At 71.3% G+C, this 22,824-nt stretch carries 24 protein-coding genes; 10 read left to right on the top strand and 14 right to left on the bottom strand.

Annotated elements, in window-relative coordinates:
* Positions 1-161: 161 nt before the first annotated feature.
* Positions 162-1,706, top strand: coding sequence for a M1 family metallopeptidase (locus ABT078_RS23650; protein ID WP_351230834.1), 1,545 nt, complete (start codon positions 162-164; stop codon positions 1,704-1,706).
* Positions 1,707-1,804: 98 nt separating this feature from the next.
* Positions 1,805-2,842 carry a LacI family DNA-binding transcriptional regulator gene (locus ABT078_RS23645; RefSeq protein WP_351230831.1) on the top strand — a complete coding sequence of 346 codons (1,038 nt, stop codon included), beginning with the start codon at positions 1,805-1,807 and terminating at the stop codon, positions 2,840-2,842.
* Here the strand turns inward: ABT078_RS23645 and ABT078_RS23640 are convergent.
* On the bottom strand, positions 2,805-3,722 hold the full coding sequence (locus tag ABT078_RS23640; RefSeq protein ID WP_351230829.1) for an oxygenase MpaB family protein: 918 nt from the start codon (positions 3,720-3,722) through the stop codon (positions 2,805-2,807). The two genes, ABT078_RS23645 and ABT078_RS23640, sit on opposite strands and share 38 nt — an antisense overlap.
* Positions 3,723-3,961: 239 nt before the next feature.
* Here ABT078_RS23640 and sph point away from each other — a divergent pair, with 239 nt between their 5' ends.
* Together sph and ABT078_RS23630 are read left to right on the top strand one after the other, a co-directional pair.
* On the top strand, positions 3,962-4,987 hold the full coding sequence (sph, locus tag ABT078_RS23635; protein WP_351230827.1) for a sphingomyelin phosphodiesterase: 1,026 nt from the start codon (positions 3,962-3,964) through the stop codon (positions 4,985-4,987).
* Positions 4,988-5,079: 92 nt separating this feature from the next.
* Positions 5,080-6,078, top strand: a complete 999-nt coding sequence (locus ABT078_RS23630) for a cation diffusion facilitator family transporter (RefSeq protein ID WP_351230825.1) — start codon at positions 5,080-5,082, stop codon at positions 6,076-6,078.
* 214 nt (positions 6,079-6,292) lie between these two features.
* On the opposite strand, the gene ABT078_RS23625 is transcribed toward ABT078_RS23630, so the two are convergent.
* From ABT078_RS23625 to ABT078_RS23615, 3 genes are all read right to left on the bottom strand, one after another.
* Positions 6,293-6,778, bottom strand: coding sequence for a hypothetical protein (locus tag ABT078_RS23625; protein WP_351230823.1), 486 nt, complete (start codon positions 6,776-6,778; stop codon positions 6,293-6,295).
* A gap of 77 nt (positions 6,779-6,855) precedes the next feature.
* Complete coding sequence (locus ABT078_RS23620; RefSeq protein WP_351230821.1) at positions 6,856-7,335, bottom strand: macro domain-containing protein; 480 nt, start codon at positions 7,333-7,335, stop codon at positions 6,856-6,858.
* A gap of 285 nt (positions 7,336-7,620) precedes the next feature.
* Complete coding sequence (locus ABT078_RS23615; RefSeq protein WP_351230819.1) at positions 7,621-8,136, bottom strand: hypothetical protein; 516 nt, start codon at positions 8,134-8,136, stop codon at positions 7,621-7,623.
* 126 nt (positions 8,137-8,262) lie between these two features.
* Between ABT078_RS23615 and ABT078_RS23610 the strand changes: the two genes are divergently transcribed.
* Positions 8,263-8,544 (top strand): hypothetical protein, encoded by a 282-nt coding sequence (locus ABT078_RS23610; protein WP_351230817.1) that lies wholly within the window; start codon positions 8,263-8,265, stop codon positions 8,542-8,544.
* A 100-nt stretch (positions 8,545-8,644) separates the two neighbouring features.
* Here ABT078_RS23610 and ABT078_RS23605 read toward each other — a convergent pair whose 3' ends face one another.
* Both ABT078_RS23605 and ABT078_RS23600 read right to left on the bottom strand, forming a co-directional pair.
* A complete protein-coding gene (locus ABT078_RS23605; protein ID WP_351230815.1) occupies positions 8,645-9,523 on the bottom strand; it encodes a class I SAM-dependent methyltransferase in 879 nt (292 codons plus the stop codon).
* A 156-nt stretch (positions 9,524-9,679) separates the two neighbouring features.
* Positions 9,680-10,282 carry a helix-turn-helix domain-containing protein gene (locus ABT078_RS23600; protein WP_351230891.1) on the bottom strand — a complete coding sequence of 201 codons (603 nt, stop codon included), beginning with the start codon at positions 10,280-10,282 and terminating at the stop codon, positions 9,680-9,682.
* Positions 10,283-10,341: 59 nt separating this feature from the next.
* On the opposite strand from ABT078_RS23600, the gene ABT078_RS23595 reads away from it, so the two are divergent.
* Positions 10,342-10,548 (top strand): hypothetical protein, encoded by a 207-nt coding sequence (locus ABT078_RS23595; RefSeq protein WP_502981283.1) that lies wholly within the window; start codon positions 10,342-10,344, stop codon positions 10,546-10,548.
* 536 nt (positions 10,549-11,084) lie between these two features.
* Positions 11,085-11,819 carry a MerR family transcriptional regulator gene (locus tag ABT078_RS23590; RefSeq protein ID WP_351230813.1) on the top strand — a complete coding sequence of 245 codons (735 nt, stop codon included), beginning with the start codon at positions 11,085-11,087 and terminating at the stop codon, positions 11,817-11,819.
* Between the two features lie 55 nt (positions 11,820-11,874).
* Here ABT078_RS23590 and ABT078_RS23585 read toward each other — a convergent pair whose 3' ends face one another.
* From ABT078_RS23585 to ABT078_RS23570, 4 genes are all read right to left on the bottom strand, one after another.
* Positions 11,875-14,055, bottom strand: coding sequence for a 3-hydroxyacyl-CoA dehydrogenase NAD-binding domain-containing protein (locus tag ABT078_RS23585; RefSeq protein WP_351230811.1), 2,181 nt, complete (start codon positions 14,053-14,055; stop codon positions 11,875-11,877).
* Positions 14,056-14,096: 41 nt separating this feature from the next.
* Positions 14,097-15,311, bottom strand: a complete 1,215-nt coding sequence (locus ABT078_RS23580; protein WP_351230809.1) for an acetyl-CoA C-acetyltransferase — start codon at positions 15,309-15,311, stop codon at positions 14,097-14,099.
* A 76-nt stretch (positions 15,312-15,387) separates the two neighbouring features.
* On the bottom strand, positions 15,388-16,530 hold the full coding sequence (locus tag ABT078_RS23575) for an acyl-CoA dehydrogenase family protein (protein ID WP_351230807.1): 1,143 nt from the start codon (positions 16,528-16,530) through the stop codon (positions 15,388-15,390).
* Between the two features lie 49 nt (positions 16,531-16,579).
* Complete coding sequence (locus tag ABT078_RS23570) at positions 16,580-17,728, bottom strand: CaiB/BaiF CoA transferase family protein (RefSeq protein ID WP_351230805.1); 1,149 nt, start codon at positions 17,726-17,728, stop codon at positions 16,580-16,582.
* Between the two features lie 149 nt (positions 17,729-17,877).
* Here ABT078_RS23570 and ABT078_RS23565 point away from each other — a divergent pair, with 149 nt between their 5' ends.
* A complete protein-coding gene (locus ABT078_RS23565) occupies positions 17,878-18,384 on the top strand; it encodes a hypothetical protein (RefSeq protein ID WP_351230803.1) in 507 nt (168 codons plus the stop codon).
* 47 nt (positions 18,385-18,431) lie between these two features.
* Here ABT078_RS23565 and ABT078_RS23560 read toward each other — a convergent pair whose 3' ends face one another.
* On the bottom strand, positions 18,432-18,815 hold the full coding sequence (locus tag ABT078_RS23560) for an MmcQ/YjbR family DNA-binding protein (protein WP_351230801.1): 384 nt from the start codon (positions 18,813-18,815) through the stop codon (positions 18,432-18,434).
* An 87-nt stretch (positions 18,816-18,902) separates the two neighbouring features.
* Between ABT078_RS23560 and ABT078_RS23555 the strand changes: the two genes are divergently transcribed.
* Positions 18,903-20,093, top strand: a complete 1,191-nt coding sequence (locus ABT078_RS23555; protein WP_351230799.1) for a saccharopine dehydrogenase family protein — start codon at positions 18,903-18,905, stop codon at positions 20,091-20,093.
* Between the two features lie 173 nt (positions 20,094-20,266).
* On the opposite strand, the gene mmpA is transcribed toward ABT078_RS23555, so the two are convergent.
* The gene (gene mmpA, locus ABT078_RS23550; RefSeq protein ID WP_351230797.1) at positions 20,267-20,434 is read right to left on the bottom strand and encodes a morphogenic membrane protein MmpA; all 168 of its coding nucleotides are present in this window, start codon (positions 20,432-20,434) and stop codon (positions 20,267-20,269) included.
* 70 nt (positions 20,435-20,504) lie between these two features.
* Entirely contained in the window at positions 20,505-21,188 is a 684-nt protein-coding gene (locus ABT078_RS23545; protein WP_351230795.1) for an endonuclease V, read from the bottom strand.
* A gap of 39 nt (positions 21,189-21,227) precedes the next feature.
* On the opposite strand from ABT078_RS23545, the gene ABT078_RS23540 reads away from it, so the two are divergent.
* On the top strand, positions 21,228-21,527 hold the full coding sequence (locus ABT078_RS23540) for a YciI family protein (protein WP_351230793.1): 300 nt from the start codon (positions 21,228-21,230) through the stop codon (positions 21,525-21,527).
* A gap of 131 nt (positions 21,528-21,658) precedes the next feature.
* Here ABT078_RS23540 and ABT078_RS23535 read toward each other — a convergent pair whose 3' ends face one another.
* Positions 21,659-22,738 (bottom strand): WD40/YVTN/BNR-like repeat-containing protein, encoded by a 1,080-nt coding sequence (locus tag ABT078_RS23535; RefSeq protein WP_351230791.1) that lies wholly within the window; start codon positions 22,736-22,738, stop codon positions 21,659-21,661.
* Between the last annotated feature and the right edge of the window lie 86 nt (positions 22,739-22,824).

The following is a 22,824-nucleotide window of genomic DNA, read 5'->3' as shown; positions in this document are numbered from 1 at the left end:
GGCAGTCGGGGGCGAAAAACGACCGGAATGGACCGATGGGGCGCGGCACGTCATGTCGGCCGAATGGCGATCGTGTGACAGCAGGGGCCATGGACATGACCGTGCGTAGTGACATGAATAGGGTCCGAAGAGATCATCCGCCCCGACGACTTGGAGCATTCGTGCACCGCAGAATCCTCGTCCCGAGCGTGTTCACGGCCTCACTCCTGCTGGCGATCCCGGCATCGGCCGCTGACTTCTCGCCCGGGGCCCCGGGCATCGGTGACCCCTACTACCCGGCCGGCGGCAACGGCGGCTACGACGTGTCGCATTACGACCTGAGGCTCAAATACCAGCCGAAGACGGACCTGCTGGAGGGCACGGCGACGATTCTCGCCACCACGAAGCAGAATCTGTCGCGTTTCAACCTCGACTTCGGCCTGAAGGTCAGCGAGGTACGGGTGAACGGGCGGAAGGCGTCCTTCACCAAGACCGGCGACCATGAGCTGGAGATCACCCCGGCCTCACCCCTGGAGAAGAACAAGCCCGTCGCCGTCGTGGTGAGGTACGCCGGCAAGCCGTCCGAGCTGACCATCGGCGGCTGGACCGCCTGGCACCGCACCCCGGACGGCGGCGTCGCAGCGCAGGAGCCGGACTCGGCGGTCTGGTGGTTCCCGTCCAACGACCACCCGCTGGACAAGGCGACGTACGACATCTCCGTGTCCGTGCCGGACGGCAGCCAGGCGATCAGCAACGGCGTGCTGAAGTCGCAGTCCTCGCGCCTCGGCTGGACCCGCTTCGCCTGGCGGTCGAACAAGCCGCAGGCGACGTATCTCGCCACCCTCGCGGTCGGCAAGTTCGACATCACGACCGACAAGACCGCGAAGGGCCTGCCGGTCCTCAACGCCTACAGCGTGGACCTGGGCGACAACGCGGGCGCGGCACGCGCGAGCATCGAGCGCACGACCGAGGTCGCGGAGTGGCTGGAAGAGGTCTTCGGCCCGTATCCGTTCAACGCGCTCGGCGGCTACGTTCCGAACGTCACCAGCGGCTACGCCCTGGAGACGCAGACCCGCCCCTTCTACAGCCCGCGGCAGTTCGCCAACGGGGCGAACGTCTCGGTGGTCGTGCACGAGCTGGCCCACCAGTGGTACGGGGACAGTGTCTCCGTCAAGAGCTGGAAGGACATCTGGGTCAACGAGGGCTTCGCCCGCTACAGCCAGTGGCTGTGGTCGGAGAAGGAGGGCGAGGGCACGGCCCAGGAGCTGGCCGACCACGTCTACGCGCTGCACCCGGCGGACGACCCGTTCTGGACGGTGAAGCCGGGCGACCCGGGCCCGGACAAGCAGTTCGACATCGCCGTGTACGACCGCGGCGCGCTGGCCCTGCAGGCACTGCGGGTCGAGATCGGCGACGAGGACTTCTTCGCGATCCTCAAGGGCTGGCCGACCGTGAACGCCCACGGCAACGGCAGTGTGGGCGACTTCGTGACGTACGCCGAGAAGGTCTCGGGCAAGCCGCTCGCCGCGCTCTTCGACACCTGGCTGTACGAGCCGTCGAAGCCGGCCGTCCCGGCCGCGGCGGGAGCGGGGGTCGCGGCGCGCGCCGGTACCCGGCCGGCGCAGCCGAAGTCCTGGAAGAAGATCGCCGCCACGAACACGATCCACGACCACGACCGCGGGCACGGTCGCGCCGGCCTCCAGGGGCACGGCCGCCACGACAACTGACGGGGCTGCCGGACGGTGCCGTCGCCCCCTCGGGGGGCGGCGGCGCCTGCGGTTACCCTCGTGTGCATACGGTCCGACGCGCCGACGAGGAGCATCCGTTGCCCGATCCGACCACTGGAGCCCGGCCCACGCTGGAGGCCGTCGCCGCCCGCGCAGGCGTCTCGCGGGCCACGGTCTCGCGTGTCGTCAACGGCGGGGCCGGTGTCCGGGCGCCGCTGGCCGACCGGGTGCGCGAGGCGGTGGCCGAGCTCGGCTACGTACCGAACCACGCGGCGCGGACCCTGGTCACCCGGCGCAACGGCGCTGTCGCGGTGATCATCGCCGAGCCCGAGTTCAGGATCTTCTCGGATCCGTTCTTCGAGCGGCAGGTGAGGGGCATCAGCCGGGAACTGGCCATGCATGACTCGCAGTTGGTGCTGCTCTGGGTGGAGGGGGCGGACGACCACGACCGGATCGCCCGGTATCTCGGCGGCGGTCATGTCGACGGCGCGCTCGCCTTCTCGCTGCACGACGACGACGAACTCCCCGCCATCGTGGTGGAGTCCTGCGTACCCGCGGTCTTCGGGGGCCGTCCCGGAGGGATCCGCGGCCGCGACCGGGCCGTGCCGTACGTCGACTGCGACAATCGCGGCGGCGCCCACGAGGCGGTGTGCCATCTGGTCGGGCTGGGCCGCACCCGGATCGCGCACATCGCCGGCCCGCTCGACCAGACCTCCGCGCTGGACCGCGTCGACGGCTACCGCGAAGCACTCGGCGGGGCCGCCGGCCCCGTCGCACAGGGGGCCTTCACCGTGGAGAGCGGGGCACGCGCGATGGCGGAGCTGCTGGACCGGCACCCCGACCTGGACGCGGTGTTCGCCGCGAACGATCTGATGGCGTCGGGCGCGCTGCGCGTGCTGCGCGAGCGAGGTCTCAGGGTGCCGGAGGACGTTGCGCTCGTCGGCTTCGACGACGTGGCCTCGGTCGCGGAGGCCACCGATCCCCCGCTGACGACGGTCCGTCAGGACATCGAGGGCAACGGCCGGCTGATGGTGCGGCTGCTGATGGACGTGCTGGGCGAGGGGAACGGTGCGCGGGACGGCGCGCCGCACTCGGTGGTCACCCCGACGACGCTGGTGCGCCGGGCCTCCGCGTGACCGGTGCGCCGTGCGGGCCGCGCTGGATCAGCCCGGCCGCGCGCGCCCTCCGTCGCGCCTCGCGGGCAAGCGGCAGATAGCGCAGCCGCTCGGGAAGGACGGGCACCACGGCCCGTACGAGGAGGCCGAGGCGCCGCAGCCGCCGCTCCTGCCGGTCCGTCCACGGCAGGCCGATCGCCGCGCGCGCGTCGGACGGCATCAGCCCGATGGTGACGAAGCGCCGGAAGCGGAGGAACGGCGGCAGGATCACCGGCCAGAAGGCGCGCAGCAGCAGCCTGAGCGGGAGCGGACCGCGGTCCGGCGGCGGCAGGGGCCGGTCGGTCGCCACGAGCTCCCGGACGACGACGGTCGCTGCGAGTTCATCGGCGAGGACCTTGCGGTAGTACGGCCAGAACTCCTCGATCGTCTGCGGCATGTCCCGGTCCTGGATGCCGAGGACACGGCCGACCCGCAGCCACTCCGCGTACAGCCGGCGCTCCTGGGCCCCGGTGAGCGGGCGGTGCAGATAGCGGGTCGCATGCCGGTAGACGGGGAAGCCGGTGGCATGGACCCAGGCGTAGTTCTCCGGGCTGAGCGCGTGGTAGGGGCGGCCGCGGGCGTCCGTGCCCTGGATGGTCCGGTGGAGCTGCCGCAGCCGCCGGCCCTCCTCGGCCGCAGCGTCGCCTCCGTACACCCACAGCTGGAGCGAACGCAGCGAACGTTCGCCCCTCCCCCAGGGGTCGGTGCGGAAGACGGAGTGCTCGTCGACCCCGGCGCCGACGGCCGGATGCGCGACCTGCATGGTGAGTGCGGCCGGCAGCATCAGCAGCCCGCGGATGTCTCCCGCGAGGCTCCACAGCACGCCGCCGGGCGGCGGTGGCACGGGGTCCGGCCTGTACATACGCACGCTCCAGGTCTCGGAGGACGGCCCGGTGCCCGGTCCCTCCGGTTCCAGTATGGGCGAGACCGGACGCGTCGCCTTGCCCGGACGGCAGGGCATGGCCGGACAAGTTGTTCAGACACGTTCCGAGGATGGTGTCGCTGCGGCAAGAATGTGGGCACCTGGTGGTTACCCAAAGGTAACTGCCGCTGCTTTGATGTGCGCGCCGGTCAATCCCCCACCTTCCACCGGGAGTTCCAGTGCCGCACTCCGCGCTCCGCCGTGTCTCCGGCGCAGCAGTGTCCACCGCGCTCGCTGCCGCCGCCCTCGGCGCGGCGGCGCCCTCCGTCTCCGCCGCACCCGCGGCCGGGACCGCTCGGTCCGCGCAGAACGCTGAGGCCGCAGCGACGCCGTCGCTGAAGGTCCTGACGTACAACGTCTTCCTCTTCAGCAAGACCCTGTACCCGAACTGGGGCCAGGACCACCGCGCCACGGAGATCCCCAGGACGTCGTTCTTCCAGGGCCATGACGTCGTCGTCCTGCAGGAGGCCTTCGACAACTCGTCCTCCGACGCCCTGAAGGCCAACGCCTCCGCCCAGTACCCGTACCAGACCCCCGTGGTGGGCCGCTCCAGGACCGGCTGGGACGCGACAGGCGGGGCGTACTCGGCGACCACGCCCGAGGACGGCGGCGTCACGATCCTCAGCAAGTGGCCCATCCTCCGCAAGGAGCAGCACGTCTACAAGGACGCGTGCGGCTCCGACTGGTGGTCGAACAAGGGCTTCGCGTACGTGGTGCTGGACGTCAACGGCACCAAGGTGCACGTGGTCGGGACCCACGCGCAGTCCACCGACCCGGGCTGTGCGGCCGGTGAGGCGGCACAGATGCGCAGCCGCCAGTTCAAGGCGGTCGACGCGTTCCTCGACGCCAAGAACATCCCCGCGTCCGAGCAGGTCGTCGTCGCCGGCGACCTCAACGTGGACTCGCGCACGGCCGAGTACGCGACGATGCTGGCGGACGGCGGCCTGGCCGGCGCCGACTCCCGTACCGGGCACCCGTACTCCTTCAACACGCAGGAGAACTCGATCGCGGCCGACCGCTACCCGGACGACCCGCGCGAGGACCTGGACTACGTGCTGCACCGGGCGGGCCACGCGAAGCCGGCGGGCTGGAAGAACGAAGTGATCAAGGAGCAGAGCGCGCCCTGGACGGTCACCAGCTGGGGCACGTCGTACACGTACACGAACCTGTCCGACCACTACCCCGTCGCCGCCTCCGGGCAGTAGCGGCGAGAAGGTAGTCGCAAGGCCTTCGCAGCTGGTCAGCGGGCGCTCTTCGACAGTGGCTGCAGGGCTTTCGGGCTGCCATGGTGGTGTCCATGAAGGGTCACGGGCACACTCATGAACACGGGCGTGGACACCACCACCCTCACCATCATCACCACCACCACGGCGAGCGCATCGACGCCGCGCTCGAGGGCTCCGCGCAGGGGCTGCGGACGCTGTGGTTCTCGTTCGGGGTCCTCGCTGCGACCACCGCCGTCCAGGCGGTGATCGCGGCGCTGTCCGGGTCGGTCGCGCTGCTGGGCGACACCGTCCACAACGCGACCGACGCCCTGACCGCGCTGCCGCTCGCACTCGCCTTCGTGCTGGGCCGGCGGGCCGCCACCCGCCGCTACACGTACGGGTTCGGACGGGCCGAGGACCTGGCGGGCGTCTTCGTCGTCCTGGTGATCGCCGCATCGGCCGCCTTCGCGGGCTACGAGGCGGTCCGGCGGCTGCTGGAGCCGCAGGACGTCACCCACCTCCCCGCAGTCGCCGCGGCCGGGCTCGTCGGCTTCGCCGGCAACGAGTGGGTCGCCAGGGCCCGTATCCGTACCGGCAGGCGCATCGGCTCCGCGGCCCTGGTCGCCGACGGACTCCACGCACGCACCGACGGATTCACCTCGCTGGCCGTGCTGCTGGGCGCGGGCGGCTCGGCGCTCGGCTGGCGCTACGCGGACCCGCTGATCGGGCTTGTGATCACGGGCGCGATCCTCATGGTGCTGCGCGGCGCGGCGCGGGAGATCTGGCACCGGCTGATGGACGCCGTGGACCCGCAGCTGGTGGACCGGGCGGAGCAGGCGCTGTCGCACGTCGAGGGCGTACGCGGTGTGGGCGCCGTCCGCATGCGCTGGCTCGGACACGCGCTGCGGGCCGAGACGTCGGTCGAGGTCGACCCGACGCTGACGGTCGTCCAGGCGCATGCGGTGGCGGTGGCCGCCGAGCACGCGCTGCTGCACGCGGTGCCGCGGCTGGCGGGCGCGACCGTCCACATCGACCACGGGCATCCGAAGGGCCAGGACCCGCATGCAGCCCTGTCCCATCACTTCGCCTGACGCACGTCCGGGTGCCACGGCGCCCGGGGCCCTGGCTTGCGGACGGACCTGGTCCGCGTCGCCCTGCGCGTGGCGACGGAGACCGCGAGTAAGCACCCCGCGGCGAGCGCCCCGACTGCGCGAGCACGCCCGACGCGCAGTGCGCGACACCGGGAACAGGCCCGCATCGCTCGCCCGTTGAGCGCATGCGGGAACCGCCCCCGGCTCAACACACCTAGGGGTACACGCGGGCCACGCTGTAGGCGTACAGGGCGACCATGCCGATCACGCAGAGGATGACGACCCACGAGGCGAAGCTCGTGTGCCGCCCCTGTCCCCCGGACCGACCGGAACGCCCGGAACGCCGGGTCCGCCGGGAGCGCTCGGGGCGTGCGGGCCCCCCGGAAGCCCGCGGCGCGGAGGGTGCGGCGTCGGCGGCCGCCTCGGCCAGGAGGCGGCGGCATATCGCGGCAAGTTCACTCGTCCCGGCGGTGAGGCTCGCGACCGCCTCCGAACGCGCAGGGGCGGTCGTGCCGCCGTCCAGTATCCGGCCGGCGCGCAGCAGGATCTCGTCCCTGCCGCCGCTCGGGGCGAGGCTGATCCAGCGCTGAACGTGCTCACCCCGGATGACCACGCCTCCGGCCCGGTCCCGGTACACGGTGTGCTCGCGCCACAAGACGTCGGCCAACTCGGTGGCCATCTCCCTCAGTTGCGCGCTCATGCCCTCCCCGTTCATCGCGCAGCAATTCGAACAAGCACCGCACTCTAGCGTCAGGTACGCACCAATCCCGAGGGGGGTTACGGCTCGAAGTCGTACACCGTCACCGGTACGCCGCGCGTCACCAGCCGCTCCGTGATCAACGGCTCCACCCGTGACCACTTGCCGCCCGCCAGCCCGCAGCCGATCCGCGGCATGTGGACCGACGCGCCGAGCTCCACGGCCCTGTCGCCCAGCGCCCCGAGAGCGGTGCCGATCGCCTCGTACCGCACGGGCACGCCCTTGCTGCCCGTGCGCATTCCGCGCTGCCCCACCATGTTCGCCACCCACAGATACGGGCCGACCTGGACGAACTGGACCGCTCCCATGCCGAAGCCGTTCCCCGCTCGCTCCCGGTGCCAGCGCCGGTACGCCGCCTCGGGCTCGGGCCAGCGCCGGGATATCGCGACGACGAAGCCCTTGCCCCAGCCGCCCAGATCGTTGCAGACGTGCGCGATCAGCTTGACACCCTTGCCGTGCGGCGCGGTGGCATCCCCTCGTACATACATGATCCCCGACATGCCACCACCGTACGAGCCCCCTCCGACAACGGCGACTGAGCTCTCCCGTTGGCCTCACGGGCCGACTCGAGAGCTGAGCTCCGGGACGGCTTCGACGCGTAGCCACTCGTCGTCAAACGTCCATGCGCTCGATGTGCCAGTGATCATCGTTGTCCGTCGCGTGGCGACGTGGCCTGGCGGGACGGTGGCCATCGGGGCAAGCGGGCAAGCGGGCAAGCGAAGGGTCGCAGGCAAGAACGTGGTCGGGGTGCAGCGGACCCGCTCGTGGACAGCTGCGGAAAGGCGCTACCCGCGCACGACGGTGAGGTGGTACGTCGTGTCGACCCAGAACCCGCCGGTCGTGCTGCCCTTGATCTCCAGGACGTACTGTCCCGGCGTCAGGGGAGCTGTGCCCGCCCATATCCCCCAGGCGAGATGCATGCGCAGCCCTACCCGGAACAGAGGCGCGGTGAATTCCCTCAGTGAGAGCGGTACTCCGTTGAGGAAGGCCTTCGCCTCCGCCACCGAGAGGGTCAGCGGCTTCCGCGAGTAGTACTTCGTGTGCTGGATGTTGAGAACGGGGAAGAACAGGGGGCGGTCGGAGGGCACCTCGCACCGCCGGACCACACGGCCTCCGTAGGTCCCGGAGAGGAACCACAGGTCCTCCGGCTGCTGCCAGCCCGCGTGTTCACCGGTCTCGTCGGCGACCGGGCTCATGTCGTCGGGCGCCGACAGCGCCCACTGCCACCAGCGTGCCGCCAGTACGCCGCCCTCCTGATCGCCGATCTCCCAGGAACCGCTGCTCCGAACCGCGTCGCTCACGCCCCACACCCCTCCCCCGGGGCCTGCCGCCCCGCCTGTCGAACAAGCGAACCCTACAGACGCGGCTGCGCTCCACCTCGACCCGAGGTCGTTGCCGGCCCCAGCCACACCGCGAGCCTGCCGTTCTTGTTCGCCATGGCCGACGACCCCGCCACGCCCGACCGTGCTGCGATCGTCGAGCTGCTGGTCAGCATCGGGCGCCATGCCGTAGAGCTCTGCGAAACCGTCTACGTCGACGGACCGGATTACGCAGGCAGCGCGGTGGTGGTGCGCGACCGCGCGGACGCAGCCCTGCCTCGCATCCGCGCGGAGCTCGCCCTGCTCCGCCGCAGTGGCCGATTCAGAAGCATCCAGCACGACGAGGAACTGCAGCGCACCGGTCGCGCCATCCTCACGCGGTCGGCCTGAATCCTGACGGAGCCTGCCCCACCCGGCACACGGGTCGGCAGGTGCCGGCGCACCGACGGTCGGCACGCCGGCTGAGTCACGCGTCGGCCACGAAGCGCCTTCAGGTGCGTCGTGCGGCCCACACCGTGCGCTCGGTGCGTACCGTCAGGTCGTCGCGACGCAGGACGCTGTGGGGGCTGTCGGTGTCGAGGAGCTCGTCGAGGGCGGTGAGGTCCTCGGCTGCCAGTGCCTGGGCGACGCTGCCGCGCATGCGGCGCAGACTGTTGAGTGCGTAGCGGCCGACTGCCTCCGTGTGGGGTGGCCCGATGTTCACGGTGATGGTGCGTTCGGCCTCGATGGCGAAGCCGGTGGCGGTGAGTTCGGATCCCCAGTCGGCGCCGCGGTACGGCACGTGCTCGGCGTGGTGCCGGTCGAGTGCGGCGTGGCAGCGTTCCTCGAGACCGGGACGGCCTTCGGGAGCGTCTTCGGGCAGGAACCTGGGGAAGCCGGCCAGCTCGACGACGGCGAACAGCCCGCCCGGCGTGAGCGTGTCGTGGACCCGGCGCAGGGTGTCGTCAGGGTTGGCCATGTGGTGCATGGACGCTGATGCCCACACCAGGTCGGGCGTGGCGAGGTCGGGCCACGCTGCGTCGAGATCGGCCTGGACGATGTGCACTCGATCGGCCAGGCCTGCTGTCCTGGCCTTCTCGAGCAGACGGTGCAGGTGGCCGGCCGAGGTGTCGACGGCGGTCACCTCGGCATGGGGGAAGCGTTTGAGCAGTGCGAAGGTGCCGGCCCCGGTCCCGCAGCCCAGATCCACGATGTGACGGGGGTCGGCTTTGACGGGCAACCATGCGGTGATGGAGGCGATGTGCTCGGCAAGCACTTCCGCGTCCAGGTCGAGGATCTCCGCCTGACCGTCGGCGTCGTGGTCCGCGCCGTGCTGATGGACCGGGTGGGCGCCGTGGTCGTGCGCCGTGTTGGGGGATGCGTGAGTCATGCCGGCCACGCTAAGAGGATCAAGGGCGTGCGGCACGGCCGCTTCCCGGAAGAGCGGGACGATGGCCGCTGGGCCTGCTCGCTGCGCAAGACGTTGCTGACCTGAGGTGTGCTCCGGCACCTTGCCGCACGGAGGAGCCGCTGAAGGGCAGCGCATTCATGGCGATGGGCGGCTCGCTTCGCCGCTGCCCTCGTTGCGCTGGTGGCCGCGGCGGGCGTCGCGGTCGAAGATGCCGAGGATCTCGCACGGTCCGCCATCGGCGCCGATGGCGTGCGGGAGCATCGTGGGGAACTCGGCGGCCTGGTTGGTCTCCACGCGAAAGCGCCGGTTGCCCAGCAGCAGGATGGCAGTGCCGGAGAGGACGACGAGCCATTCGCGGCCGGGGTGGGCGCGCATGCGCGAGGGGCTGTCGGGCGGCGGGTTCGTCAGTCGCTGGCGCACGACGGTCATGCCCGGGTCCGCGCGGATGGGCCACCGCATCAGCTGGTGGGCTGCGTCGATCATCGGGCTGGAGATGACATCGTCGGTGGCGGTCTCGACCAGCTGGTCGAGGGAGGTGTCCAGGGCGCGGGCGAGGGTGACGAGTTGATCCAGCGCAAGGCGGCGCTGGCCGGTCTCGATGCGGCTGAGCGTGGACGGGCTGAGCCGGGCGCGGGTGGCCAGCTCGTCGAGCGACCATCCCTGTGCCACGCGCAGTGCGCGGATCCGTTTGCGTACGAGGCTGTCGAGCTCGCCGTTGCCCTGCGTCATAGGCAACATCATATGCCCGGTACGCAAGGGTTGCTCAGTGTGAACGTGTAAGGGCCCTGGGGGCCCGCTTGTGGGTCGCAGGTAACGCCACCGAGCTGACCGCCCAGGTCGGCGCCTCCGCCGCAGCCGGCGCCCTGGCCGGAGCCCACATGAATGCCGACGTGGCCGGCGCCGACACCGATGCTGCCCTCGCCGCCGCACAGCACGGCGCGGTCGGCTCAGGGGCCGACCGGAGCGCGCCTTATCGGGAGACCGAGGGGCCTGGGTGTGGCTGAAAGCGCCATGCCGTACGTGTGACTTCGGCTGCGCCGGACCGGCCCCATGACGCCGGCCGGTATCTCGGCCGTCTCGCTGACAGGGAGGACCACCTGCGTGCGTGCCGACTTCCACACGGTCGTCCACCTCGTGCCCGAGCCCCTCGGCAGGCTCACCGTTCGAGGAGGGAGACCGCCGTACGTTCGCACCTGCCACTCAAGATCTTCGACGTTCACAGACCCGAGCACAGGTACGGCCCCTGACACTGCCGCCCAGGGCGATCCGCGGCCACCTGGATCGCCGACACGGGGAGGCAATGCGTGTCCAGGGCTCCTATGCAGGAGCAGGCCGGATCGAGTGCCCGTACCGGAACTCGCCCAGTCCGCTGCGCCGCAGGCCACATGAAGCGCTCATCCGGGCCAACCAGAACGCTCACGGGGCGACTACAGCGCCACGTCACAACGATCGGCCCGGAATTTCCCGCCGCTTTCACAACACTGGTGAGACAGCAATACTGTTGCACCCGAGGCGGTGCACGCGCGGAGTGAGGGAGACCATGGCGACCGAGACCGAGGAGTTGACGCTGACCGTCGACGAGCTGGCCGCGCGGGCCGGGGTCACCGTCCGCACGATCCGGTTCTACAGCACCCGCGGCCTGCTGCCGCCGCCGGTGATCGGTCCTCGTCGGGTCGGGCACTACGGCGCGGACCACCTGTCCCGGCTGGCGCTGATCGAGGAGCTGCAGCACCAGGGAATGACGCTCGCCGCGATCGAGCGCTATCTGGAACAGCTGCCGCCCGATCTGAGCGCGCACGACCTGGCGATCCACCGCGCGCTGGTGTCGTCCTGGGCCCCCGAGTCGGCCGAGGAGGTCGCGCGGGCCGATCTGGAGCGCAGGGCCGGGCGTCCGCTGTCGGACCAGGACGTCGACCGCCTCGCGGCGATGGGCGTCCTCGACCGCGCGGACGTCCCCGACGTGTTCCGGCTCGACGGGGGGCTGCTGCGGCTCGGCGTGGAGCTCCTCGACGTCCCCATCGCGCACGAGACGATCCTCGCCTCGCGCACGGTGCTCCTGGAGCACGCGCGCGCGGCTGCGCACGAACTGACCCGGCTGTTCCGGGACGAGGTGTGGGGGCCGTACCGGGAGCGGGAGTCGGATCCCGATCATGTCGCGACGATGAAGTCGCTGTCGGCGCACATGCAGCCGATGGTGATCCAGGCGCTGGTGACGGCGTTCCAGCGGTCGCTGCGCGAGGAACTGCGGGCCGCGTTCCAGTCGCAGCCCGAATGAGGGCAGGGCCCCCGCGCGATCCACGGGGGCCCTGCCTTTCGCCGACGGCGCCGGCTCAGGCGTCGGTGAAGACCTCGCCCTTCTCGGCCTTCCGCACCAGCAGCGACGGGGGCTCGAAGCGCTCGCCGTAAGCCGCGGCCAGCTCACGCGCCCGGGCGACGAAGCCGGGCAGGCCGCCCTCGTAGCCGTTGATGTACTGGAGCACACCGCCCGTCCAGGCCGGGAAGCCGATGCCCATGATGGAGCCGATGTTGGCATCGGCGACCGAGGTCAGCACGCCCTCCTCGATGCAGCGGACGGTGTCCAGCGCCTCGGAGAAGAGCATCCGCTCCTTCATGTCGATGAACGGAACCTGCACGTTCGGCTTCCCGAAGTGCTCGCGCAGCCCCGGCCACAGCCCGGCCCGCTTGCCGTCCACGTAGTCGTAGAAGCCGGCCCCGCCGCTGCGGCCCGTACGCCCGAACTCGTCGACCATCCGGTCGATCACCGCGTCCGCGGGGTGGCCCGCCCACGTACCGCCGGCCTCCTCCACGGCCCGCTTCGACTCGCCACGGATCTTGCGCGGGAGGGTCAGGGTCAGCTCGTCCATCAGCGAGAGCACCTTCGCCGGGTATCCGGCCTGCCCCGCGGCCTGCTCGACCGAGGCGGGCTCGATGCCCTCGCCGATCATCGCCACACCTTCGTTGATGAACTGCCCGATGACGCGCGAGGTGAAGAAGCCGCGCGAGTCGTTGACGACGATGGGGGTCTTGTTGATCTGGCGCACCAGGTCGAAGGCGCGGGCCAGCGCCTCGTCGCCGGTCCGCGCGCCCTTGATGATCTCGACGAGCGGCATCTTGTCGACGGGCGAGAAGAAGTGGAGTCCGATGAAGTCGGCGGGCCGCTCGACGCCCTCGGCGAGCAGGGTGATGGGCAGCGTGGAGGTGTTGGAGCAGAGCAGCGCGTCCGGCTCCACGAGGCCCTGGACCTCCTGGAAGACCTTGTGCTTGAGCGCCGGGTCCTCGAAGACGGCCTCGATGACGGCGTCGCAGCCCGCGAGATCGGCCGGGTCGGCGGTCGGGGTGATCCTGGCGAGCAGTTCGGCGCGCTTGGCCTCGGTCGTGCGGCCCCGGCTGAGCGCCTTGTCGAGCAGCTTCTCCGAGTACGCCTTGCCGCGCGCGGCGGCGTCGGCGTCGACGTCCTTGAGGACGACCTCGATCCCCGCCCTGGCGCAGGAGTACGCGATGCCCGCGCCCATCATCCCGGCGCCGAGGACGGCGACCTTGCGGACGGGGCGCGGCTCGATGCCCTGGGGGCGGTTGGCGCCGGAGTTGACGGCCTGGAGGTCGAAGAAGAACGCCTGGATCATGTTCTTGGCGGTCTGGCCGGTGACCAGCTCGGTGAAGTACCGGGCCTCGATGGTCAGCGCGGTCTCGAAGTCCACCTGGGAGCCCTCGACGGCGGCCGCGAGGATGTTGCGCGGTGCCGGGTACGGGGCGCCGTTCAGCTGCTTCTTGAGGTTGGCCGGGAAGGCGGGCAGGTTGGCGGCGAACTTCGGGTTGGACGGCGTACCGCCCGGGATCCTGTAGCCCTTGACGTCCCAGGGCTGCTGGGACTCGGGGTGGGCGTCGATGAAGGCGCGCGCCTTGGCGAGCATCTCCTCGGGCGTGGCGGCCACTTCGTGGACAAGGCCGTTCTCCAGCGCGCGCTGCGGGGCGTACTGGGTTCCCTGCAGCAGCACCTTCAGCAGCGCGTCCGCGATGCCCATGAGGCGCACGGTGCGGGTGACGCCACCGCCCGCGGGGAGCAGGCCGAGGGTGACCTCGGGCAGGCCGATCTTGGAGCCGGGCGCGTCGAGCGCGATGCGGTGGTGGGAGGCGAGCGCGATCTCGTAACCGCCGCCGAGGGCGGCACCGTTGATGGCCGCGACGACCGGCTTGCCGAGGGTCTCGATGCGGCGCAGCGAGTTCTTGATGGCCGTGCCGGTGTCGAAGGCGAGCCGGGCGTCCTCGGGCCGGAGCCTGATCATGTCCTTGAGGTCGCCGCCCGCGAAGAAGGTCTTCTTGGCGGAGGTGTAGATGATGCCGCGGATCGAGTCCTTCTCGGCCTCGGCGCGGTCGGCGATCGCCGCGATGGAGTCCTTGAAGGCCTGGTTCATCGTGTTGGCGGACTGGTTGGGGTCGTCGAGGACGAGGGTGACGACGCCGGTCTCGTCCTGTTCCCAGCGGATGGTGGAACTCGTCGGTGTTGCTGCCATTGCTGCTCTCCGTACGGCGGGAAGGGGAAGGGACGGGACGGTCAGAGACGCTCGACGACGGTGGCGACGCCCATGCCGCCGCCGACGCAGAGCGTTGCCAGGCCGTACCGCTTGTCCTGGCGTTCCAGTTCGTCGACGAGCGTGCCGAGGATCATCGCGCCGGTGGCGCCGAGCGGGTGGCCGAGCGCGATGGCGCCGCCGTTGACGTTGACCTTGTCCAGGGAGAGCCCCATGTCCCGTACGAAGCGCAGCACGACCGCGGCGAACGCCTCGTTGATCTCGACCAGGTCGATGTCGTCGATGGTCAGTCCGGCCTTGGCCAGGGCCTTGCGGGTCGCCGGGGCCGGGCCGGTGAGCATGATGGTGGGCTCGGAGCCCGAGACCGCCGCGGAGACGATGCGGGCCCGGGGCGTGAGCCCGTACCGCTCGCCGACGGCCTTGGAGCCGATCGCGACGAGCGAGGCGCCGTCCACGATGCCCGAGGAGTTGCCGGCGTGGTGGACGTGGTCGATCTTCTCGACCCAGTGGTACTTCTGCAGCGCGACGGCGTCGAAGCCGCCCATGTCGCCGATGCCCGCGAACGAGGGCTTGAGCGCGGCCAGCGAGTCGGCGGTGGTGCCCGGGCGCATGTGCTCGTCGTGGTCGAGCACGACCAGCCCGTTGCGGTCCTGCACCGGGACGACGGAGCGGTCGAAGCGCCCGTCCTTCCAGGCGGCCGCGGCCCGCTCCTGGGAGAGCGCCGCGTACTCGTCGACGTCGCGCCGCGAGAAGCCCTCGATGGTGGCGATCAGGTCGGCACCGATGCCCTGCGGTACGAAGCCGGTGTCGAAGTTGGTCATCGGGTCGGCGAACCAGGCGCCGCCGTCGGACGCCATCGGCACCCGGGACATCGACTCGACGCCGCCGGCGAGCACCAGGTCCTCCCAGCCGGAGCGGACCTTCGCCGCGGCCAGGTTGACGGCCTCCAGACCCGAGGCGCAGAAGCGGTTCTCCTGCACGCCCGCGACGGTGTCCGGCAGTCCGGCCGCGATGGCGGCGATACGGGCGATGTCGGAGCCCTGGTCGCCGACCGGGCCGACGACGCCGAGGACGATGTCGTCGATGGCCGCCGGGTCCAGCTCCGGGTGGCGGGCGCGGATCTCGTGGATCAGCCCGACGACGAGGTCGATGGGCTTGGTGCCGTGCAGGGCGCCGTTGGCCTTTCCGCGGCCGCGCGGGGTGCGGATCGCGTCGTACACAAACGCTTCGGTACTCAAGACAGAGCCTTTCGCATCACGAATGAGAGCTGCGCAAACGGAGTGAGGAGTGGGAAGGGACGGGTGAGGACCGGGGTCAGGAGAGCAGGGAGCGGCCGATGATCTCCTTCATGATCTCGGTGGTGCCGCCGTAGATCGTCTGGATGCGGCCGTCCGTGAACGCCTTCGCGACCCGGTACTCACTCATGTAGCCGTATCCGCCGTGCAGCTGGAGGCAGCGGTCGGCGACGCGTTTCTGCAGCTCCGTGGCCCACCACTTGGCCATCGACGCATGCACGGCGTCGAGCTCCCCGTTCGAGTGATCGACGATGCAGCGGTCGAGGAACGTGCGGGTGACGGCGCACTCGGTGGCCATCTCGGCGATCTCGAAGCGGATGTGCTGGAGCTTGGCGAGCGAGCGCCCGAACGCCTCGCGCTCCTTCACGTACTGCGTGGTGATCTCCAGCAGAAACTCGGCCGCCGCGATCCCGGCGACCGCGATGTTGAGCCTCTCCTGGGCGAGATTGGTCATCAGATGGAGGAAGGCGCCGTGGAGGTCGCCGAGCAGGTTCTCCTTCGGGACGCGTACGTCGGTGAAGAAGAGCTCCGCCGTGTCCTGCGCCTTCTGGCCGATCTTGTCGAGGTTGCGGCCGCGCTCGAAGCCCTCCATGCCGCGCTCGACGACGAGCAGCGACAGTCCCCTGGCCCCGCCCTCGGCGGTCGTCTTCGCGACGACGATCACCAGGTCGGCGAGGATGCCGTTGGAGATGAACGTCTTGGAGCCGTTGAGCAGCCAGTGGTCGCCGCGGTCCTCCGCGGTGGTGCGGATGCCCTGGAGGTCGGAGCCGGCACCCGGCTCGGTCATCGCGATGGCGGTGATGATCTCGCCGCTGCAGAAGCCGGGCAGCCAGCGCCGCTTCTGCTCCTCGGTGGCGAGCGAGGTGAGGTACGGGCCGATGATGTCGTTGTGCAGCCCGATGGCGAGCCCGGCGGCACCGGCCCGGGCGAACTCCTCGGCGAGCACGGCGCTGTAGCGGAAGTCGGCGTTCCCGCCTCCGCCGTACTCCTCGGGAACGGCGAGCCCGAGGAGTCCCTGCCTGCCCGCCGCCAGCCAGGCGGCACGCGAGACGATGCCGTCCTTCTCCCACTGCTCGTAGTGCGGCAGCACCTCCTTGGCGAGGAAGGTCCGGACGGTCTCGCGGAACGCGTCGTGCTCGGCGCCGAAGATCTGTCGTTCCATTCCGCCTGTTCCACTCATTCCGCTCATTCCCTTCACTGCTCCCGCCCCTTCATTGCTCCCCGCCCTGCTGCCGGATGCTCGGCACGTCCCAGTCGCGTGCCACCTCTTCGGTGTCCGCGCCCGGCTGCGCGGGCGGGCGCCGCACGGAACCCGGCGTCTCGGAGAACCGCGGCGCGGGCGCCGGCTGGGTGATCCCGCCGTGGTGGACGAAGGTGCTCCGCGCGGCGAGATGCGGATGGGACGGGGCCTCGCGCAGTGACAGCACGGGCGCGACACACGCGTCGGAGCCCTCGAAGACCGCCGTCCACTCCTCGCGCGTCTTCGTACGGAAGCGGTCGGCCACGACCCGGCGCAGCTCGCCCCAGCGGGCGAAGTCCTTGCGGGCCGGGGCCTCGTCCGTGATGCCGAGCAGCTCGACGAACTCGTTGTAGAACTGCTGCTCGAGCGGCCCGACCGCCATGTACTGCCCGTCGGCGGTCTCGTAGTTCCCGTAGAAGGGGCAGCCGCCGTCGAGGAGGTTCGCACCGCGCCGATCCTGCCAGCCGCCCGCCGCCATCATCCCGTGGATCATCGTGGCGAGATGCGCGGCCCCGTCGACGATCGCCGCGTCCACGACCTGGCCGGTGCCGCCGGGAGTGCGAGCGTGCTGCAGTGCGGCGAGCACGCCGATGACGAGATAGAGCGAACCGCCGGCGTAGTCGCCGACGAGGTTGGCGGGTACGGCGGGCGGCTCGTCGGGCTTCCCGATCATGCCGAGGGTGCCGGTGACGGCGATGTACGCGATGTCGTGTCCGGCCCGCTGGGCGAGCGGCCCCTCCTGGCCCCAGCCGGTCATCCGCCCGTACACCAGCCGCGGGTTGCGGGCGTGGCACTCCTTGGGTCCGATGCCGAGCCGCTCGGCGACTCCGGGGCGGTACCCCTCGATCAGCACATCGGCGCGCTCGACCAGGTCCAGGACCTGCTCGGGCCCGCCGTCGGCCTTCAGATCGACGAGCACGGACCGCTTGCTGCGGTTGGTGAGGTCGTACGCCGGGTCGATCGCGAGTCCCGCGCCGCCGGGGCGGTCGATCCTCACGACATCGGCGCCGAGGTCGGCGAGCAGCATGGCGGCGAACGGACCGGGTCCGATTCCCGCCAGTTCGACCACGCGAACTCCGGCCAGCGGACCGCTCGGCGGACCGTTCCCTGTCGCTGCCATCAAGCCCCCAGCACTATGACACAACTGATGTAACATCAGTGATGTTAAGAACGCGTTCCACTCCGCACAAGCCCTTGAGGCGAGCAAGCGCTTGGTTTTCTCGCCGGTGGCAGTAGAGTCTGCCCGCCGGATCCGAGAACGGAGACTTCATGCGTATACCCCGCCCCGTCCGCGTCGCATCGCTCGTCGCACTTCCGGCGGCACTGCTGATCTCCTGCTCGTCCGTGGACGGCGCGGAGCCCGGCGGCGTCACGGACAGCCCGACGGCAGCCGCGGCTCCCGCGTCTCCCACGGCGGCGGACGAGGCGCCGACGGCTGACGCGGCCACCGTGATGCCCACACCCGGACCCGAAAAGGTCCCCGACGCGTTCGCCGGGCTGCAGGCCACGCTCGACGACAGCTGCACGACCGAGGGGAACTGCGCGTATGTCCTCGGGCGCGTGTACGACGAGTTGGAAGGGCTGGACGCCGCGATGAAGGCCGATCCCAAGGGCCCCGGGCACTTCCCCGAGCCCATCGCCTGGATCGGGGAGCTGCACAAGACCATCGGCGCGGACCGGAGCTACCCGAACCTCAAGAAGCACGAGGCGGAACTCCTGGGCACACGCGACCGGATCAACGTCTGGATGCAGGACCACCCCGACGACTACCGGTGACCTCGGAGATCTGGACGCGTGCGCGTCGTCACCAGTGCGCGTCGTCGTCAGCGCGCGTCCAGCTCTGCGATCAGCTTCTTCGTGGCGATGGTGCGGTAGCTCTCCTCGACCCAGTCGCAGAGCACGTCGGCACCGGGAGCGCCCTTCGGGGCCAGGGGGATCTGCACCCAGCCCGCTTTCCCCAGGCCGTATCCCGACGGCTCGGCACCCGGGCAGGACAGGGCGTGCGCATGTATCGCCTCGTCCTTCAGCTTGACCCCGATACCGAGCGGATAGCTGCCGTCGTTCGTGCCCAGGAAGACGAAGATCTTCTTGTTGACCTTCACGACGGTGTCGCCCCACGGGAATTCCTCGCCTGCGCCCGGCAGACCCAGGGCAAAGGACCGCACCCTCTCCCATTTCGCCAGGGCCGCCTTCGGTGGTGCCGCCATCCCGCTCCTCCCGGTCGCACGGTCCGTCCGGTCCCACGCTAGCCTCGCCCAGCGACATCGGCGCGGGGCTAGCAGGCGGAGGGGTCATTGAACAGGCAGAACGGACCGGAGCGGCCGTACGACATCGTGCTCTTCGGAGCCACCGGCTTCGTCGGGACACTCACCGCGGAGTACCTGGCGACGCATGCGCCCAAGGACTGCCGCTGGGCCGTCGCCGGGCGCAGCGCGGCCAAGCTGGAGCGGCTGCGCGAGCGGCTCGCCGCGATCGATCCGGCCTGTTCCGAGCTGCCGCTGCTCGTCGCCGACGCCTCGGACCCGGACTCGCTGCGCGAACTCGCCGAGTCCACCCGTGTCGTCGCCACGACCGTCGGCCCGTACGTCTGGTACGGGGAGCCGCTGGTCGCCGCCTGCGCCGAGGCCGGGACGGACTACGCCGACCTCACCGGTGAGCCGGAGTTCGTGGACACGATGTTCGTACGCCACGACGCGCGCGCCCGCGAGACGGGGGCCCGGCTCGTGCATGCCTGCGGATTCGACTCCGTACCGCACGACCTGGGCGCCTACTTCACGGTCCAGCAGCTGCCACAGGACGTGCCGCTGCGGGTCGACGGTTTCGTCAGCGGTGGCGGGATGTTCTCCGGCGGTACGTTCGCGTCCGCCGTCACCGCGATGGGCCGGCAGCGCGAGGCCGTGCGGGCGGCGCGGGAGCGGCGGCTGCACGAGCCGCGGCTGGTGGGCCGCCGGGCCCGGGCTCCGCTCGGAACGCCCCGGTTCAGCAGGGAGACCGGCACCTGGGCGCTGCCGCTCCCGACGCTGGACCCGCGGATAGTGGCGCGGTCGGCGGCGGGGCTCAAGCGCTACGGCCCCGACTTCCAGTACCGGCACTACGCGTCGGTCAGGACGCTCCCGGTGGCACTCGGCGGCCCCGCCGCGCTCGGGGCCCTCGCGGCACTGGCCCAGGTCCCGCCCGCCCGCGAGTGGCTGATGGCCCGCTACGAGCCGGGCCGCGGGCCCAGTGCGGAACAGCGCGAACGGAGCTGGTTCCGCGTCCGCTTCGTCGGCGAGGGCGGGGGGCACCGGGTCTTCACGGAGGTGTCGGGCGGTGACCCCGGCTACGGCGAAACGGCGAAGATGCTGGCGGAGTCGGTCCTCAGCCTCGCGTTCGACGAACTCCCCGCGACGGCGGGCCAGGTCACCACGGCCGTCGCCCTGGGCGACGCCCTGATCGCCCGGCTGCGCGCCGCGGGCATCGTCTTCCGGGTGGCGCACGCGCGGTAGGGGTGTGCGGCGGGGGCGAGGGCGTGGCGCTGCGGAGGGCCTTCTCCCCGCCGCCTGGTGCGCGCCGGCACCGTCCGGTGGGCCCGCCCGCGGCCGGGGGCGCAGCCCCCGGTTCGGGAAGCGGGGGCTGTGCCAATGTGCGGCTCCGCCGCGTGGGCCCCGCACGCGACGCCCTAGTCCATCGCCCATCCGGCGATCGTGTACACCATCGAACCCAGCCACACGAGCCCGATCACCAGCGCACCGAACAGCACGGCGTTCACGCCCCGCTCGACGGGCCGGAAGTCGGCAGATGCTGCGGAGGCGGCGCGGTGCTTCGGGATGGCTCGGTGTGTCGTCATACGGTCAGCCTGCCGATCATGAAGCGCGGCGGGCATCCGTACGGCTACTCAGATCGCCGCACTCCGCTACTCATGCGACCGTCTCCTCCCGCAGCGCGCGCCGGCACAGCGCGTCCGCACGCCGCGTGGACTCGGGCAGACGGAAGCGGGGGGCGAGGGCGAGCGTGTGGGCGCAGGCGTTGTCGAGCGAGACGCGGTGGCCGACCGAGACGTACACCGGCTTGACGCCGGCCTGGGTGCGCAGCGCCCTGCCGAGTTCCTCGCCGTCGTCCGCGAGGAGCGGCGAGACGTCCCCGCGCCGGTCGCCCGGCGGGTCGGCGGTGAAGGTGAAGGGGTTCTTGGCGACGCCGATCACCGGCAGTCCGGTGAGGACGCCGAGGTGGCTGGCGAGTCCGAAACGGCGGGGGTGGGCGCGGCCGTAACCGTCGCAGACGACGAGCCCGGGGCCGGCCTTCAGGGACTCCAGCGCGGCCAGCACGGTCGGGATCTCACGGAAGGCGAGGAGCCCCGGTATGTAGGGGAATGCCACCTTGCCGACCGCGGTGGCCTCCTCGACGACGGCGAGCGTGCGGGCATCGAGGACGACGGCGGCCGCGACGACGATGTCGCGCTCGTCGTCGTAGGCCACGTCCACTCCGGTGACCAGGCCGCTGCCGGGCGGCGGCCCGGGCTCGTCGAGTACGACGCGGGCGCGCAGCTCGTCCTGGACGGCGCGGGCCTCGGTCGCGTCGGCGGGTGTCCTGATGGTGGTCATGGTGACTTCCACCTTAGACACCCGGCTAACCTGCCGATCATGTTCGTAATGGAATTGACCTACACCGCACCGATCGAGCGTGTCGACGAACTGTTGGAAGCTCATGTGGCCTGGCTGGAGGCCCTGTACGAGGAGGGCGTCGTCCTCGCCTCGGGCCGCAAGAACCCGCGCGACGGCGGTGTGCTGATCGCCGTCGGCGCCGACCGCGTACGCATCGAGGCGATCGCGGCGGCCGACCCGTACACGGTGGGCGGGGTGTGCGAGTACCGGATCACGGAGTTCGTGGCCACGAAGACGGCGCCGGCGCTGGAGCAGTACAGGCAGCAGCCTCTCGCGTAGGGCAGACGCCCGGAGCGCTTCCGGCCGCCCGTAGGCCGCCTGTCACGACCGATCCGGCCTGGCGCAGGCGGCGTACGGGCGCGCGCCCGGTGGCGACGGCATCCGTCCTCGGCACCGCTCGTCACCGCTCGTCACCGCTCCAGGCGTGCCACGCGTCCCTTCTCGCCCGCCGCCCAGCAGCCGAAGTCCGGTGTGCAGTCGACGGTGTCGTAGGAGCCGGTGTCGACGGTGCGCCAGCTGCGGCCGCCGTCCGTCGTCAGGTCCGTACCGGTGGGGCCGACGGCGAGCGCGGCTGACCGGCTGTGCGGGAGCCAGGTGACTCCCGAGCGGTAGGCGGGCGGCGGGGTCGTCGCCTGCCGCCAGCTGCGGCCGCCGTCCCGGGTCACCGCCCCGGCCTGCGGGGACGCCTGGCCGGCCCGGTAGTCGCCGCCGACGGCGAGTCCGTGCGTGCGATCGCGGAAGGCGAGGCCGAACACGCCGCGGGCCGGGTCGCCGGCCGGGACGGTCGACTCGGCGGCTGTCCAGTGCAGTCCGCGGTCCGCGGAGTGCAGGACGCGCGCGGTGGCGCCGCCTCCGGTCGCCAGCCAGACGTCCTTGGGCCCGGAGCTGACCAGGCACTGGCCGCTCGCCGCGAAGCCCGCCTCGCCGGGCTGGGCGGGCGGCATCCCCTCGCTCGGCAGCACCTTCCAGGACTTGCCGCCGTCGCCGGTCGACAGGATCCGGTACTTCCCGTCGACCGGATCGCTCATCGCGAGGCCGTGGCTGCTGTCGAAGAAGGTGATGCAGTCGTAGAAGGCCTTCGGATCGGTGTTGCGGAAGGACTCGGTCCAGGTCGCCCCGCCGTCGCCGGTGCGGAAGACACGGGATGCCTCGCCCTCTCCGATGGCCAGGACGACGGCCCGTCTGCCGTCGAAGGCCTCGATGTCCCGGAACTCCAGCTCACCGGCGCCCGGCGGGGAGACGTTCCGCCAGTTCCTGCCGCCGTCGGTGGTGCGGAGCACCGTGCCCTTGGAACCCGCGGCCCACGCGGTGTCCCGGGTGACGGCGGCGAGCCCCCGGAACCGCACCTCCGTGCCGGTCTGCTTGAGTTCCCAGTGCGGTTGCCACCGCTCGCCGGCCTGCGCCGTGCCCGGGGCGGCGAGGGCCGCGGCAAGCGCCGCCCCGCACAGTCCCAGCGACACCGTTCGTCTCGTCTTCCCCATGGACGTCATGGCGCGCGAACGTAGCCCACCACCGGCACCCGGTCCAGACCGCGTCCCGTGCCGGTTGCACCGCCGCCGGCGGTGACGCAGCTCAC

Origin of the sequence: Streptomyces sp. NPDC002133, assembly GCF_040296405.1 — a bacterium.
GTDB lineage: Bacteria > Actinomycetota > Actinomycetes > Streptomycetales > Streptomycetaceae > Streptomyces.
Note: the sequence above shows the minus strand (reverse complement) of the source record. Positions and strands in the feature narration are given on the sequence as shown.

What these genes read in the sequence shown, in the direction of transcription:
- ABT078_RS23590 (WP_351230813.1), top strand. Translation starts at nt 11,085, where the DNA reads ATGGCGACCGAGACCGAGGAGTTGACGCTGACCGTCGACGAGCTGGCC.
- ABT078_RS23625 (WP_351230823.1), bottom strand. Translation starts at nt 6,778, where the DNA reads ATGAGCGCGCAACTGAGGGAGATGGCCACCGAGTTGGCCGACGTCTTG.
- ABT078_RS23630 (WP_351230825.1), top strand. Translation starts at nt 5,080, where the DNA reads ATGAAGGGTCACGGGCACACTCATGAACACGGGCGTGGACACCACCAC.
- ABT078_RS23585 (WP_351230811.1), bottom strand. Translation starts at nt 14,055, where the DNA reads ATGGCAGCAACACCGACGAGTTCCACCATCCGCTGGGAACAGGACGAG.
- ABT078_RS23640 (WP_351230829.1), bottom strand. Translation starts at nt 3,722, where the DNA reads ATGTACAGGCCGGACCCCGTGCCACCGCCGCCCGGCGGCGTGCTGTGG.
- ABT078_RS23605 (WP_351230815.1), bottom strand. Translation starts at nt 9,523, where the DNA reads ATGACTCACGCATCCCCCAACACGGCGCACGACCACGGCGCCCACCCG.
- ABT078_RS23560 (WP_351230801.1), bottom strand. Translation starts at nt 18,815, where the DNA reads ATGGCGGCACCACCGAAGGCGGCCCTGGCGAAATGGGAGAGGGTGCGG.
- ABT078_RS23545 (WP_351230795.1), bottom strand. Translation starts at nt 21,188, where the DNA reads ATGACCACCATCAGGACACCCGCCGACGCGACCGAGGCCCGCGCCGTC.
- ABT078_RS23565 (WP_351230803.1), top strand. Translation starts at nt 17,878, where the DNA reads ATGCGTATACCCCGCCCCGTCCGCGTCGCATCGCTCGTCGCACTTCCG.
- ABT078_RS23535 (WP_351230791.1), bottom strand. Translation starts at nt 22,738, where the DNA reads ATGACGTCCATGGGGAAGACGAGACGAACGGTGTCGCTGGGACTGTGC.
- ABT078_RS23575 (WP_351230807.1), bottom strand. Translation starts at nt 16,530, where the DNA reads ATGGAACGACAGATCTTCGGCGCCGAGCACGACGCGTTCCGCGAGACC.
- mmpA (WP_351230797.1), bottom strand. Translation starts at nt 20,434, where the DNA reads ATGACGACACACCGAGCCATCCCGAAGCACCGCGCCGCCTCCGCAGCA.
- ABT078_RS23620 (WP_351230821.1), bottom strand. Translation starts at nt 7,335, where the DNA reads ATGTCGGGGATCATGTATGTACGAGGGGATGCCACCGCGCCGCACGGC.
- ABT078_RS23540 (WP_351230793.1), top strand. Translation starts at nt 21,228, where the DNA reads ATGTTCGTAATGGAATTGACCTACACCGCACCGATCGAGCGTGTCGAC.
- ABT078_RS23600 (WP_351230891.1), bottom strand. Translation starts at nt 10,282, where the DNA reads ATGTTGCCTATGACGCAGGGCAACGGCGAGCTCGACAGCCTCGTACGC.
- ABT078_RS23570 (WP_351230805.1), bottom strand. Translation starts at nt 17,728, where the DNA reads ATGGCAGCGACAGGGAACGGTCCGCCGAGCGGTCCGCTGGCCGGAGTT.